Origin of the sequence: Streptomyces colonosanans, from assembly GCF_001866645.1 — a bacterium.
Classification (GTDB): domain Bacteria; phylum Actinomycetota; class Actinomycetes; order Streptomycetales; family Streptomycetaceae; genus Streptomyces; species Streptomyces colonosanans.
In genome coordinates this window covers 18,378-32,933 of the sequence record NZ_MLYP01000033.1, presented here as the reverse complement: position 1 = coordinate 32,933, position 14,556 = coordinate 18,378, and the positions used below count along the sequence as shown (strand labels likewise).

8 protein-coding genes and 1 pseudogene are annotated in these 14,556 nt (G+C 70.9%); 6 read left to right on the top strand and 3 right to left on the bottom strand.

The annotated features are described in order from the left end of the window. Positions 1-231 precede the first annotated feature (231 nt). The 5 genes from BIV24_RS12515 (at position 232) to moeZ (ending at position 6,460) form a co-directional block, all read left to right on the top strand. On the top strand, positions 232-1,974 hold the full coding sequence (locus BIV24_RS12515) for a DUF3492 domain-containing protein (protein WP_079168226.1): 1,743 nt from the start codon (positions 232-234) through the stop codon (positions 1,972-1,974). After that, a complete protein-coding gene (locus tag BIV24_RS12510; protein ID WP_071366333.1) occupies positions 1,971-3,338 on the top strand; it encodes a hypothetical protein in 1,368 nt (455 codons plus the stop codon). Before BIV24_RS12515 ends, BIV24_RS12510 begins: the two co-directional genes overlap by 4 nt. A gap of 186 nt (positions 3,339-3,524) precedes the next feature. After that, positions 3,525-4,481 (top strand): NAD-dependent epimerase/dehydratase family protein, encoded by a 957-nt coding sequence (locus BIV24_RS12505; protein ID WP_071366332.1) that lies wholly within the window; start codon positions 3,525-3,527, stop codon positions 4,479-4,481. After that, positions 4,469-5,218 (top strand): spherulation-specific family 4 protein, encoded by a 750-nt coding sequence (locus BIV24_RS12500; RefSeq protein ID WP_071366331.1) that lies wholly within the window; start codon positions 4,469-4,471, stop codon positions 5,216-5,218. The genes BIV24_RS12505 and BIV24_RS12500 overlap by 13 nt, the downstream gene beginning before the upstream one ends. A 63-nt stretch (positions 5,219-5,281) precedes the next feature. Continuing rightward, positions 5,282-6,460 (top strand): adenylyltransferase/sulfurtransferase MoeZ, encoded by a 1,179-nt coding sequence (moeZ, locus tag BIV24_RS12495; protein ID WP_071366330.1) that lies wholly within the window; start codon positions 5,282-5,284, stop codon positions 6,458-6,460. Positions 6,461-7,161: 701 nt separating this feature from the next. Here the strand turns inward: moeZ and BIV24_RS12490 are convergent. The 3 genes and pseudogenes from BIV24_RS12490 to BIV24_RS12480 form a co-directional block, all read right to left on the bottom strand. Continuing rightward, a pseudogene (locus tag BIV24_RS12490) lies at positions 7,162-8,699 on the bottom strand (alpha/beta hydrolase). Between the two features lie 155 nt (positions 8,700-8,854). Then, positions 8,855-10,405, bottom strand: coding sequence for an alpha/beta hydrolase (locus BIV24_RS12485; RefSeq protein ID WP_071366329.1), 1,551 nt, complete (start codon positions 10,403-10,405; stop codon positions 8,855-8,857). A gap of 409 nt (positions 10,406-10,814) precedes the next feature. Then, positions 10,815-13,664 (bottom strand): lysylphosphatidylglycerol synthase domain-containing protein, encoded by a 2,850-nt coding sequence (locus BIV24_RS12480; RefSeq protein ID WP_071366328.1) that lies wholly within the window; start codon positions 13,662-13,664, stop codon positions 10,815-10,817. A 185-nt stretch (positions 13,665-13,849) separates the two neighbouring features. Between BIV24_RS12480 and BIV24_RS12475 the strand changes: the two genes are divergently transcribed. Next, complete coding sequence (locus BIV24_RS12475; RefSeq protein WP_071366327.1) at positions 13,850-14,269, top strand: MGMT family protein; 420 nt, start codon at positions 13,850-13,852, stop codon at positions 14,267-14,269. Positions 14,270-14,556: the final 287 nt, after the last annotated feature.

Sequence of the window (14,556 nt, the reverse complement as noted above, 5' to 3'; positions counted from 1 at the left end):
ATCACATGGACAAGCGTCGAAAGTTCTGCCGTCGCCCCGGACGAAACGTGACTGCTTGATCTCCTAGCGCGGTCAAACGCGGACCGCGCAGGAAAGTTACGGTCGTTCACCCCTTCTGGTGGCGCGATGGACAACCGTCCGTCGCGCCACCGCCCTGTCCGCATACGTTCGTCCCGCTGCGAGCCGCCGGCGCAACGGCGGCTCCTCACACGGGAGATCGGGGGTGCGTTCGTGCGCGTCGGACTGCTTACGGAGGGTGGTTATCCGTATGTGGACGGTGACGCCAGGCTCTGGTGCGACCGCCTCGTACAGGGGCTCGGGCAGCACGAGTTCGACGTCTACGCGTTCAGCCACAGTGAGCGGCAGGAGGCCGAGGGCTGGGTCCCGCTGCCGCCGCAGGTCAGCCGGGTACGGACGGCACCTCTGTGGACCGCGGACGATGACGGGGTCGTCTACGGGCGCCGTACGCGACGGCGGTTCGCCGAGGCGTACGGGGAATTGGCCGCTGCGCTGTGCACGGCCCCGGAGGCGGCAGCAGCACGGAGCGTGTCCGTACCGGTCGACCCCGAGGCGGACCGTTTCGGCAACGCCCTCTACGCACTCGCCGAACTCGCCCGCGACGAGGGCGGACTGATCGGCGCACTGCGTTCCGAGACCGCTGTGCGCGCCCTGGAGAGCGCCAGTCGTGCGCCGGGCGCCGTGCGCGCGGCACGCACGGCCCGCGTCCCCGATCTGCTCGATGTGGCAGCGCACATCGAACGCGCGCTGCGCCCCCTCTCGCTCGACTGGTACGAGGACGACGGGCTCGGCGCGGTCGACCTCTGCCATGCCACGACGGGTGGCGCCGCGGCCCTGCCCGGGCTCCTCGCCGGGCATTTCGCCGGCGTTCCGCTGCTCGTCACCGAGTACGGCGTCCGGCTGCGGGCGTACTACCTGGGGGTGCCGGGCGAAGCGTCCTCCGCGGTGCGCACCTTGCGCGCCGCCTTCCATCGCGGGCTGGCCGCCGAGGTGTACCGGCGGGCCGCGTGCATCACGCCCGGCAACACCCACGCTCGCCGGTGGCAGGAACGGTGCGGCGCCGACCGCGCCAAGCTGCGCACGGTCTATCCCGGCCTGGAGACGTCCCGCTTCGCGGAGGTCGGCGAGTCACCCGACGGCGCGGACCCGTACACGCTGGTCTGGGTCGGGCGCATCGAACCCGCCAAGGACCTGGTCTCCCTGCTCCACGCCTTCGCACGGATCCGCACGCACGAGCCGACCGCGCGGCTGCGGATCGTCGGGGCCGCCTCCGGCGCCGAGGACACCGCCTACCTCGGGCACTGCAGAGCACTGGCCGCGCAGCTCTTCCCCGACGAGGCCGAAGGCATGCACGCCGTCGGCGACAACCCTGTGTCCTTCGAGGACATCGGCGGCCCGGCGGTGCCCGACCCGGCGGAGGCCTATGGGGCCGGGGCGGTCGTCGTCCTCTCGAGTGTCGTCGAAGGCTTTCCGATCAGCCTGGTGGAGGCCATGCTCTGCGGGCGGGCCACGGTGTCCACGGACGTCGGCGCGGTGGTCGAGGTCATCGGGGGTACGGGGCTCGTGGTCCCACCGCGCAACCCGCGGGCGCTCGCGGAGGCGTGCCTGGCGCTGCTGCGCGACCCCGAGCGCCGTGAGCGCCTCGGCGCGGCCGCCCGCGCGCGAGCCCTCGAACTGTTCACCGTCGAGCAGAACGTCGCGGCGTTTCACGGCATTTACCTGGAGGTCGTCTCCCACACACCGGTACGGCGGATGCCCGTCGACGACTCGGGGGAACCGCTGCCCTTCGGCGTGCCGGCGGAGGCGCACCTGCCCGGCCGCTGGACCGGGCCGCACCATCCGACCGGGAGACCACGCTGGGCGGAGGAGCCGGAGCACGCCACGGCACCCGCACGCACCACCGGGTCACATCAGTCACATCACGAACCCGTCCCGGCGGCGGAGGGCGCGCGATGAGCGACGTGGGAGAACTGGACCGCCCCGGCACCCCGGGCAGCCCCGGTGCCTGGGACGCACGCTCGGAGGAATGGCTCATGGGGATGGGCGAGACGAGCACGCGGGCAGAGCATGCGACGACGGGCGCAGATACGGACGAGGCGCCGGAGGATGTGCAGGTCGCGCAGGGGGACGCGCTCGGTGAGCCGCTCTGGGAGGCGGGCGCGGACTCCACGACGCCCGCGCCCCGTAGCGTCGCCGCCGCGAGGTACGCGTCCACCGACCACCCCGACGACGGTGCCCGCAGGACGCCGGCCCGCCGCGGCGCCGCCGACCCGGTCAAGGCGCTCATGCACCGGCACCACGAACTGTGCGAGCGGGCCGTCGACCCGCTGGAGATCGCGGTCGGCCTGGAGGCCCACGGCCTGACCGACCGGGCCGCCGCACGCTTTCGCCACCGGGACGTGTTTTCGCTCGCCGAGGAGATGTACGCGCGCGTACCGCGTGCCGGGGACCAGTCCCCACCGCGGCCCGCCCCCGCGGACGCCCCGCGCGAGCACTGGGCGTGGGCCGTCCTCGTCCTGCTGCCGGGCGCGCTGTGCACGGCCACCGTCGTTGCGCTGCGGCTCACCGAGGGCCGGGTACGCCTCGCTGTCGCTGTGCTCGGCGCCCTTGCCGTCGTGCTCGGTCTGCGCACGGCACTCGGCCGCGGACCACTGCGCGTCCCCTCCCACGTCACGCCGGCCGCCACCCGCGCGACGACGTGCTGGCTGCTCGCCTACGCCCTCCTCGGCGACGGTCTGCTGCGCGCCGCGCTCGAAGGCGGCCCCGACGGACTCTGGCCCCCGGCCACCACATCCGTGCTGGCCCTCGCCCTGGCCTGCGGCCCGGCCGCCTGGTGCGCCCGCCTCCTCGCCGTACGCGCCCGCCGCCGACTCGCCGCCAGCCGCGGCCTGGAGGAGTTCGCGTCCTCGGTCACACCGCTGCTGCTGGGCGCGTTCGGGCTCTTCCTGTGCGCTTTGGGCGCGCTGCTCGTGCTGTGTGGGGCAGTGCTCGGCGAGCCCGCCGCGTACGCCGGAACCGGCGCCCTCGGCGCGCTCCTGCTGCTCGCCCGGCTGCTCACCGTGCATGGCTTCGGGCGCGCTCCGGCTGCCGTCCTCGGGGCCGCGGCCGCCATCGAGGCGACCGCCCTGGCCACGGTCTTCGCCGGCCGCCTCCCCGGCTGCTCGTTCCTGGCCACCCCGGTCGAGACCCTGGCCGATGCCTGGGGCGCTGACGCCGTCCCCACGGCCGTCTGCGCCCTGGCCGCCCTGACCCTGCTGATCCATGCGACCCGCACCCTGACCCGTGCCTCGGCCCATGCCCTGCCGCCCGGATCACCCTGAGCCGCGGACCATGCCCCACCTCCGGCGCCATGAGCCGCAACCGCTGCCCGGGCCGGGTCCACGTCCCGAGCGCACCGCTCCCGCGAACCAACACCGCGGGTCCCTCTCATCCCACGGCACCACCCTTGAAGGAGAACGCCAGATGATCACCTCCCGAACCGGAGACGCCGCCCCGGGAGCCGCCCGATGAGGGTCCTGCTGATCGGAGCCAACGGATACCTCGGCCGTTTCGTCGCCGACCGCCTGCTCGCCGACCCGGCCGTGCAGCTCACCGCGCTCGGCCGCGGCGACGACGCCGACGTACGCTTCGACCTCGCGTCCGGCAGCCCCGGTGCGCTCACCCGCTTCCTGGACGCCGTGCACCCCGGGGTCGTCATCAACTGCGCCGGAGCCATCCGTGGCGGCGCCCGCGAACTCACCCGGCACAACACCGTCGCCGTCGCCACCGTCTGCGAGGCCCTGCGGCGCAGCGGCTGCGGGGCCCGCCTGGTGCAGATCGGCTGCAGCGCCGAGTACGGCCCCAGCCAGCCCGGCTCCTCCACGGCCGAGGACGCGGTCCCACGCCCCGGAGGCCCCTACGGCGTCAGCAAGCTCGCCGCCACCGAGCTGGTCCTCGGCTCGGGGCTCGACGCGGTCGTGCTCCGGGTGTTCTCGCCCGCCGGGCCCGGCACCCCCGCCGGATCCCCGCTCGGCCGCCTGGCCGAGGCCATGCGCCGCGCCATGCAGTCCGGCGACAGCGAACTCAAACTCGGCGGCCTCGGCGTCCAACGCGACTTCGTCGACGTACGCGATGTCGCCCGTGCCGTCCACGCGGCCGCCCTCTCCGCCGCCCAGGGCGTGATCAACATCGGCTCGGGCCGCGCCGTACGCCTGCGTGACGCGGCCGTCGTTCTCGCCCGCGTCGCCGGCTACGGCGGCACCGTGCACGAACTCGACGGACCTCCCGGCGCGGTGCGGCCCCCCATCGCCCACCCCCGCAGCGAACCGGACGCACCCCCGATCGCGTACCCCTACCCGGACGGCTGCGGGAGCTGGCAGCAGGCCGACGTGCGCACCGCACGCGACCGGCTCGGCTGGAGGCCCCGGATCAATCTGGAGGAGTCCCTCGCCGACATCTGGATGGAGGCGGCATGCCGCATCTGACCGCTACCACGGCGGGCACCGCCAGCACCGGTCTGAGCCCGGGGCTCGGCATCCCCGGCCTCGCACACCCTCTCGTCGCCCCTCAGGAATGGGACACTCTCGCCCGCCCGGGCACCCCACTCCACTGGGTCGTCCTCAACGTGAGCGGAGGCCCCGGCACACGGTCCGACCCGCACTGCAGGCAGGCCGTGGGACAGCTGCACACCGCGGGCATACGCGTTCTCGGTCACCTCGACCTCGCCTACGGCGCGCGCACTTTCGGCGAGCTGATCTCCGAGGCGCACCGGTATCTCGACTGGTACCAGGTCGACGGCTTCCTCCTGGACCGATGCCCCGCGGAGCGCGTCGCGCTCCCCGAGGTCCGCCGCACGGTCACCACGCTGCGTGCACTTCTCGTTCCGGGGCATATCGTGCTGGGTCACGGCACCCACCCGTATCCCGGATACGCAGAGGACGCCGACCAACTGGTCACCTTCTCCGGCTCCTGGAGCGACTACCGCTGGTCGCAGGTGGCGGAGTGGACCGCCGATCACTCGCCCGAGCGGTTCTGCCACTTTGTGCACGGCGTACCCCGCGGCCATCTTGAAGAGGCGTTGCGCATCGCCCGCTGGCAGGGCGCCGCGACGATCTGGTTCACCGATCGCGCGGATCGCGGCGGCCGCGCCGACCCCTGGGCGGCCATGCCCGGCTACTGGGACGAAATCGTCTCGCGGATCGGAACGGGTGTCTCGGAATGAAGAAGGGCGTGGCAGTGTTACAGGAAGAACCACTGTAGTGATTGACCGACCAACGGAGTCCCCGTGTCGCTGCCACCCCTGGTCGAGCCCGCTACCGAGCTCACCGTAGACGAGGTCCGCAGGTACTCCCGCCACCTGATCATCCCGGATGTCGGGATGGACGGGCAGAAGCGGCTGAAGAACGCCAAGGTGCTGTGTGTGGGCGCCGGCGGTCTGGGCTCGCCGGCGCTGATGTACCTCGCCGCCGCCGGCGTGGGCACGCTTGGCGTCGTGGAGTTCGACGAGGTGGATGAGTCGAACCTGCAGCGGCAGATCATCCACAGCCAGTCCGACATCGGCCGCTCCAAGGCAGAGTCGGCGCGTGACACCGTCAAGGGCATCAACCCGTACGTGAACGTGATCCTTCACGAGGAGCGGCTCGAGGCCGACAACGTGATGGACATCTTCAGCCAGTACGACCTGATCGTCGACGGCACGGACAACTTCGCGACCCGCTACCTGGTCAACGACGCCTGCGTGCTGCTGAACAAGCCCTACGTGTGGGGTTCGATCTACCGCTTCGACGGCCAGGCATCCGTCTTCTGGTCCGAGCACGGCCCCTGCTACCGCTGCCTGTACCCGGAGCCCCCGCCGCCCGGCATGGTTCCGTCCTGCGCCGAGGGCGGTGTTCTCGGCGTGCTGTGCGCGTCCATCGGCTCCATCCAGGTCACCGAGGCGATCAAGGTCCTTACCGGCACCGGCGAGCCGCTGGTCGGCCGGCTGATGATCTACGACGCCCTGGAGATGCAGTACCGCCAGGTCAAGGTCCGCAAGGACCCGAACTGCGCGGTCTGCGGCGAGAGCCCGACCGTCACCGAGCTCATCGACTACGAGGCCTTCTGCGGCGTCGTCTCCGAGGAGGCTCAGGCGGCGGCCGCCGACTCGACCATCACTCCCAAGCAGCTCAAGGAGTGGATCGACGACGGCGAGAACATCGAGATCATCGACGTCCGCGAGCCGAACGAGTTCGAGATCGTCTCCATCCCGGGCGCCCGGCTGATCCCGAAGAACGAGTTCCTCATGGGTGCGGCCCTGGGGAGCCTCCCGCAGGACAAGAAGATCGTCTTGCACTGCAAGACGGGTGTCCGCAGTGCGGAAGTCCTCGCCGTCCTGAAGTCGGCGGGCTTCGCGGACGCGGTCCACGTGGGCGGCGGCGTGATCGGCTGGGTGAACCAGATCGAGCCGCACAAGCCGGTCTACTGATCGGTCGTTCCGCCGACCAGCGGGCCTGAAGAAGCCCACGGCTCTGACCAGCTCAGACGCCGTGGGCTTCTGTCGTTCTCCGTCGGCATTGGCCGGCGTCGGCTTGCCTCGTACGGCCCAGCAGATCGGTGTCGAACCGAACGGCTGGGGACGCGGTGTCGGCAGCCTGCTGCACGAGGCGTTCGTGCGGCAGTTGCACGCGGGCGGCCTCACCGACGGAGTGCGGGAGTGCTGGGAGGCCAACGCGCGGACGCAAGCCTTCTGCGCCTGGTGCCGGCGTCCTGATGACTCCCGCCGCCCCGGGCCACTCGGCCGCGACTGCATTCGGCTACCGAACATTTGCCCATTGCTCCACCCTTCAGGGTGGAGGTGAAGGCCCTTGTCCCTTGCGGCCCGGAGGGCCGCAGCGGCATGGCTACGATTGCGTCATCCGATGACGGAGTTGTCGGATCTACCGCCGGACGGGCGGAAAGTGACGCCTGTGCAGGCCCCTGTAAGACCGATCTCCCCGGAGAGCGGCAAGGGCCGGTGAAGCAGGAACCCGAGGTGGCACCGCGTAGCAGTGCGGACCGCAATCTCCTGCCCTCGGGCAGGAGAGGACGTCAAGGGTGACAGTCCCCCTTTGATCAACAGGGCGGGAGGATCCCCACGGCCCGAGCGGGGGCTTTGGACACCGCGGGTGCCGGAAGCCCCCGTCGGCGTCATGAGCACACCGTGCCGTCCTTCGGAACCGTGCCGTCCAACAGATACGCGTTCACCGTCGAGTCCACGCAGTCGCTTCCGCTCCCGTACGCCCCGTGGCCCTCGCCCTTCCAGGTGAGCTCCACACCGACGCCCTTGCCCAGTCCATCGGCCATCTTCCGGGCACCCTCGTACGGCGTCGCCGGATCCCCGGTGTTGCCCACCAGCAGGACCGGTGCGGCTCCCGGCGCACTGACCTCCGGGTGTTCGAACTGCCCGGCCACCGGCCAGTCGTGGCACCAGCCCGCCATGTCCCAGCCCAGGAAGCTGCCGAACACGGGTGAGATCTTCTCGAACTCCGGAAGCAGCTTCTTCGTCTCCTCGGGCGTCGGCCGCTGCTTGTCGTCCAGACACGATATGGCCCGTTGCGCATGCGTCGTTGTGCCGTAACGCCCCGAGTCGTCGCGCTCGTTGTACTGGTCGGCGAGCGCAAGCAGCTCGGAACCGTCCCCGGTCTCGGCCGCGTTGAGCGCGCTGGTGAGCATGGGCCAGCCCTCCTTGCTGTAGAGCGGCAGCACAATGCCGGTGAGGGCCAGGGTCTGGGAGAGCTCGCGGCCGGACGCCGTCGGCAGCGGCTTCGCGTCGATCCGCTTCAACAGATCCGCGATCTTTCGGGAGCCCTGCTTCGGGTCCTGACCCGTCGATGTGAGGTAGTCGTCCAGCGCCCGCTGGAAGCCTCGTGCCTGGTTCTTCGCCTGGTCCACGCTGTCGGCGGTCGGGTCGACGACGGCGTCCAGCACCAGGCGCCCCACATTCTTCGGGAACAGGTGGGCGTAGACACCGCCCAGTTCGGTGCCTACGAGATGCCGAAGTAGTGCATCGTCCGATCACCGAGGACCTGGCGCATCAGGTCCATGTCGCGGGCGGTGTCGGTCGTCGAGACGTGCGAGAGCAGCTTCGCGGCGGCCTTCGCGCAGCCCTTGCCGAAATCCGTGGCGTCGTCGAGGTAGGCCTTCTCCTCTGCCGCGTTGTCCGGTGTCGCATCGATCGTCTCCGCGGCCTGGATCGCCTTGTCGCTGCGGCAGCGGATCCCCTCGCTCGCGCCGACGCCGCGCGGATCCCAGCTCACCAGGTCGTACCGCTTAAGGAGCTTGGCGACCGTGCTCGTATACGACGGCATCATCTCGATGCCGGAGCCGCCGGGACCACCGAAGTTGAACAGGAGCGAGCCGATACGGCTGCCTCCGGTCGCCCTGGACCGGATCAGTGCCAGGCCGATCGTCTCGCCGTCCGGCTTCGTCCAGTCCAGCGGCACCTTCATCGTGGCGCATTGCCAGTCGCCCCCCGGCGCCGACCTGCCCTTGCAGCGGCCCCAGTCGAGCTTCTGCGAGGTGAGCGAAGCGGGCTGCCCCGAGGACGCGGCGGGCGGTGACACCGCCGATGAGCGGGACCCGCCCTTTCCCTCGTCCTGGTCCCCGCCGGACGAACCGCTGCTGCAGCCGACCGCCAGCAGCATGGCGGCGACTCCCGCGGCCGTCCATTTCACGCAAGGCCACATGCGCACCCCCCTCATTTGCTCTCCGCACGGAGCCGCGGAGAGCGGTGAGGCCATAGTAGGCGGATCGGATCAAGCCCATGATGGCCTGTGGATAACCGTCTGACCTGTGCCTTTTGCTGCGCCTGTCGCGTCGTCGGGATCCGGGTCGCCCGGGGTCAGGAGCAGACGGTGCCGGCCGCCGGGGCGTTTCCCTCCAGCAGATAGCGGTTCACCGCGCTCTGCACGCACTTGTTCTTGCTGTTGTACGCACCGTGCCCCTGGCCCTTGTACGTCAGCTTGACGCCGACCCCCTTGCCCAGCGCGTTCACCATCCGTTCCGCGCCTTTGTACGGGGTGGCAGGGTCACCGGTGTTGCCGATCACGAGGACCGGCCCGGCACCGGGCGCGTGCACGTCCGGGTGGTAGACGGCTCCCCTCACCGGCCAGTTGGTGCAGCTGATCAGACCCCAGGCCAGGAGGTCGCCGAACAGCGGGGAGACGGCCCGGAACTGCGGCAGCTTCGCCTTCACGTCGGCGGCGGTGTACCGCGGCTTGTCGTCCGCGCAGCTGATGGCGACGTTCGCGGCGGTGAGGTTGCTGTAATGGCCTTTCTCGTTGCGCTCGTTCAACGAGTCCGACAGCAGCATCAGCAGCCTGCCGTCGCCTGCGTACGCCAACTGCAGACCCTCGGTGAGGTAGGGCCAGAAGTCCTTGGAGTACAGGGCCTCCAGGACGCCATTGGTCGCTGCGGTCCGGGTCAGCCGACGGGGGAAGATGCCGGGAATCGGCTTGCGGTCGAGGTCGTTCAGCAGTTTGGCGATCCGGTTCTCGACGTCCTTCGGGGTGCTGCCGACCGGGCATCCCGCGCTCTTCGCGGTGCAGTCCCGGGCGTAGTTGCCGAGCGCCAGTTGGAAGCCTCCGGCTTGTGCGAGCGAGGCCTGTTCCGGCGTCAGCGTCGGGTCGACAACCGCGTCGAGCACCGCCCGTCCGACGTTCTTGGGGAACAAGTGCGCGTAGACGCCACCGAGTTCGGTGCCGTACGAGATACCGAAGTAGTACAGCTTCCGGTCGCCGAGAAGTTCGCGCATCAGGTCCATGTCGCGGGCCGTGTCGGTGGTGCGCAGGTAGGGCAGCAACCTGCCGGAGTGCAGCTGGCAGGCCTTGTTGAACTGCTCGGTGCTGTTCAGGAACGCCTGCCGCGCGGTTGCTGTCCTGGGCATCGCGTCCTGCTGGAAGAACGCGTCGAGCTGCTGATCGTCCTTGCACTTCACACCCGCGCTGCGGCCGACCCCGCGCGGGTCGAAGCTCACCAGGTCGTAGCGGGTGCGCAGGGCCGCGTAGGCCGGTGCGAAGGCGGGCAGCGCGGTGACGCCGGAGCCGCCGGGGCCACCGAAGTTGAACACGAGGGAGCCGATCCGCCGACTCGGGGCCCCGCTGGCCTTCACCCGGATCAGAGCGATGTCGATGGTGCCGCTCTTGGGGTCGTCCCAGTTCAGGGGTGCCTTCATGGTCGCGCACTGCCACCGGCTGCCGTTCGGCAGCGGAGAGGGGGCGTTGCCGCCGCCCTCGGACTGGGAAGGCACCGGACAGTCCTTCCAGTTCAGCATCTGCCCCAGCAGACCCCCTTGCACGAGGCCAGGGTCACGGGCGCAGCCGGTGATGAGTGCGGGCAGAAGGACGGCGGCGGCGGTCAGAGCGGTGGCGCGGATCCGGGGAGGGTTCGGCATGGTCCCATCGTGTGGCCACACAGGGCGGGACGCTCGGGGCGCGAGCCCGTGCGGGTGAGTTCCGTTCCCGGGGCGCACACACGCCCGTACGCGTGAGGGCGCGCCAGCTCGGTACCCCGTGCAGGGCCTAGTGCTGTGAACGGAAGGGTTCACCGGCTCGCGACGCCCGGCACGGCTCCCCCACGCTCGGCTTCTCCCCCACGCTCGGCTTCTCCCCCACGCTCGGCTTCTCCCCCACTCTCGGCTCCGCTCGAGCGGGGGGACCCCCAGCGCGGGAGGGGCCCCCACCGCCGCGTTGTCGCATCACCCGAGTACATCCAGTACGCGGGTGATGTGCTCCGCCTTGCGATGCTCCCCCACTGCCTGAAGGGCGAGGGAGGTGCCCCCAGCACCGGACGCCGCGAGCTGGCTAGAGCGCGCCCTTGCGTGTCAGGTGATTGAAGAACAGCCATCCCGGCAGCACCGGCAGCCACAGCGTCAGGAGCCGGTACAGCAGCACCGCGGGCGCCGCGACCTCCTTGGGCAGGCCGACGGCGATGAGGCCGACCGTCAGCGTCGCCTCGACCGCGCCCACGCCACCCGGGGTCGGGGCCGCCGAGCCGAGCGCGTTGCCCGCGAGGAAGACGACCGCGACGCTGGCCAGGCTCAGCGTCGCCTTCTCCTCGTATCCGAACGCCCGGATGGAGGCGTCCAGGCACATGACGAAGGACGCGGTCAGCAGCAGCATGCCGCCGATGCCGGTGACCAGCTTCTGCGGGCGCTGCAGTACGTCGAGCATGCGCGGCACGACACCCGCGAACAGCGACCTCACGCGCGTGACGACGAATTTCCGCAAGAACGGCACGGACGTGACCACCAGGACGAGCACCGCGGCCGTCAGCAGGCCGGCGATGACCGTGCGGGACGGCGACAGGGACGGTGTCTTCTCGGTGCCCGTGAGATAGCCGAACGACAGCAGCATCAGGATGTGGCAGCCGAGCCCGAACAGCTGCGACGCGCCAACGCTCGCCACCGCGAGCCCCGGCCGCACGCCGGCCCGCTGCAGGAAGCGTGTGTTCAGGGCGACACCACCGACCGCCGGGGGCGCCACGATCTTCACGAACGATCCGGCGACCTGCGCGGCCACGGTGCGCGGGAACGGCACCCGCTCGGGCACGAACCCCAGCAGCGCCATCGCCGCCGCGACGTAGCTGAGCGCGGAGAAGAACACGGCCGCCGCCACCCAGCCCCACTTGGCGTTGGCGAACAGTGTGCCGAACTCGATGTGGGTGAGCTGCGTCAACAGGAAGTACGCGCCGATGGCACCGGCGATGAAGCTGATCAGTGTGCGTGGCCGTACCCGTTCAAGGCGGGCCGGCTGGACGGGCGCCTGCGGCCGGATCCGGAGCACCTGGTGGCGGATCTGGGTGAGTAGATCCTCCTCGCGCGCTTCGTCGATCGCCTCGTCGATCGCCCGCTTCTCGGCCCGCTGCTCGGCGCGTACCGCCTTCTTGTCGGGCTTGTCGGGGGCGACCCTGCTGCTGGTCTCACGGGCCTCGTCCAGACGGGCCGGCTTGGCCTGCCGGGATGCCTCCAGGACCGCTTCCCGTTCGCGGTGGGCCCGCTCCCGGGCCAGTTTCCTGAGCGTTGCGCGCGTGGAGCGCGTCAGCGCGATCGGCTGCAGCAGGGGCAGACAGTCGGCGACCGCGTCCGGGCCGAGCACGCCGACCGCGGCCGCCACCGCCCGTTCGGCACCGACCCGCAGCCCGAGCGTGGTCAGCAGCTGCGCGATGTCCATCCGCAGCACCAGGTCGCCGGCCGCGATCTCGCCGCTGCGCAGATCCGTCAGGACGACGGTGCCAGAACGGTCCACCACGATGGCGTCGCCGGCGAGTCGACGGTGCGCGATGCGCCGCGACTGCAGCGAACGCACCTGGTGCCAGGTGTCATGCAGCAGCTCGTCGGTGATCTCCTCGTCGGCCAGCTGGTCGAGGGTGCGGCCGCCGGTGTGCTCGTAGATGAGCATCACGGCGTCCGGGCCCAGCTCGGAGGTCGCGATCAGCCGGGGTGCGTGGGCGCCCGCCGCGATGGCCGCGTACGCGAGGAGCGCCTCCTGTTCCAGCGCCTGGCGCAGCGACTGCAGGCTGCGGCGGGTGGTGATCCCGCGCAGCGTCAGCCGCTGCCACAGCCGGTAGAAGAAGCCCTGGGCCTGCTGCTCACGGTCGACGACCGTGACGTCGAGGGGCGGGCCGTCCTCCAGCGTGACGAAGTAGCGCCGTCCGCGGTCGCCGTTGTCCGCCGTGTCGTACGCGTCCCTGCGGGCCGCGCTCACGGGGCGGAATCCCACGGTGCGCAGGCCCGCCATCAAGGTCCGCCCGGTGGGCCGCACGTTCGGTGAGCCGACCGCGTACAGCGTCCCCGCCGCGACGCTCCAGCCGATCAGCACCGTCAAGATGATCGAGAACGGCGTGGTGTAGCCGGTGACCAGCATCGAGAAGGCGTCGAGCAGCAGCACCACCCACAGCACGGCGCGCCAGCGCGGTCTGCGTGACATGCCCACGGCTGTCATATAGGCGATGACAGGTGCGAGGTAGCCGTGCACCGGGTCGGTCAGGACGTGGATGTCGCTGGGGGAGGGCTGGGTGAGCGCCTCCTGGATGGAGAGCGGGGCGGCCCTGGCGACCCACAGGTCTGTGGTGAGAGTTACACCGTGCGCGAGGACCGCCGCGAGGACGCCGTCGGCGATGCGCAGCCCGTCCCGCTTGATCAGCCGCTCGATCGCGAAGGCGACCGGCACCAGGAGGATCGCGATGCTCGACGCCAGACCCGCAAACTTGATCAGCTGATCGGGCGCCTGCCCCGTGCCCTTGTTGATGTCCTGTTCGAGCCCCGAGGTGGTGCCGTGAGCGAAGGCGGCGACGGCGAGCAGCACGATGATCGCGAGTACGCCCACCAGGAGGCGCATCAGATCGGAAGGGCGGTGCACGCGCGCGGGGAGCAGTGGTTCGTCGCCCTCGACCTCGTCGTTGCCGATGTCGCCACAGCCCTCGTCCGGCGCGGTCCGCCGCTCGGCGTCCGTCGCCCGGGGAGGCTTGCTCTCGTGCGCCCCCTTGTCCGGGTGGTGCTCGCTGTCGCGCGTCTTCTTGTGCGCGTCTTGTGCGCGGGACGTCTTCTCGGCGGTGTCGTTGTCGGCGCTGCGGTCCGCGGCAGCGGTGGCCGGGCGCGACGAGACCTCAGAGGTGCCCTCCGCGTCATCGGGGTGCACGCCCTGCTGATTCATCGTCTCTTCTTGATCTCGTATCACCAGTCTCCGCCCGCACGATGGTGGCATGCCCACCCGACGCACAGGGGCATCAGGGCGCAAATGCGGGGGCGCACAGTCTGCCCGAAGCGCTGCGCCGAGGCGAGGACTGTGTTCGGCCGCTGTCCGTTCCATTGTCGGTGGGGTGGGGCAGGATGGGGCGGGTGAGCGAGGAAAGCCTTCCGGCGGACGCCCTGCCGGACTACGCGGAACGGGTCCTTGACGTCACCGAACGCATCCCGCCGGGACGCGTCATGACGTACGGGGACGTGGCCGAGTGGCTCGAGCAAGAGGAGGGCGAGCGCGAAGCGCTCTCCGGCAAGGGCGTTGGTGGGAGACGGGTGGGCGGTCCGCGCCAGGTGGGCCGCGTGATGGCCCTCTACGGTGGGGCGGTCCCCTGGTGGCGGGTCATCCGCGCGGACGGAGTGCTCCTCCCGGGCCATGAGCTGGACGCGCTGGGCCACTACCGCGAGGAGGGCACCCCGCTGCGCGCAGCCGGCCGCGCCTCCGACGGGCATCTGCCGCGCGTCGACATGAAGCGGGCGCGCTGGCAGGGCGACGAACGCGCGGAAGGTCACATCTGACAGCTTCCGGCATCGGACGGGCCGGAAGGGAATCCGTGCCCCGTACGAGGGAAGCAGGGCACCCCCGTGACATGCCTTATGTTCGTGCAAGGGGAGACGCGAGTGACTCGACGGGCACGCCGGAACGGGGGGAAGCCCTGCTTCCGCAGCGCGCCCGGGCGTAGCGTCGATGGCGCGCTCCCGCCTCACCCAGCGGTCACCGCCCGTCACGCGCGATGACCCTTCCACCCTCCCCCAGCTACCGCTGGGAGGCGCCCCCAGCCCGACAACCACCCCTCGACGACGGC

Coding starts and splice junctions, on each gene's coding strand:
- BIV24_RS12510 (WP_071366333.1), top strand. CDS start 1,971: ATGAGCGACGTGGGAGAACTGGACCGCCCCGGCACCCCGGGCAGCCCC.
- BIV24_RS12505 (WP_071366332.1), top strand. CDS start 3,525: ATGAGGGTCCTGCTGATCGGAGCCAACGGATACCTCGGCCGTTTCGTC.
- BIV24_RS12500 (WP_071366331.1), top strand. CDS start 4,469: ATGCCGCATCTGACCGCTACCACGGCGGGCACCGCCAGCACCGGTCTG.
- BIV24_RS12485 (WP_071366329.1), bottom strand. CDS start 10,405: ATGCCGAACCCTCCCCGGATCCGCGCCACCGCTCTGACCGCCGCCGCC.
- BIV24_RS12480 (WP_071366328.1), bottom strand. CDS start 13,664: ATGAATCAGCAGGGCGTGCACCCCGATGACGCGGAGGGCACCTCTGAG.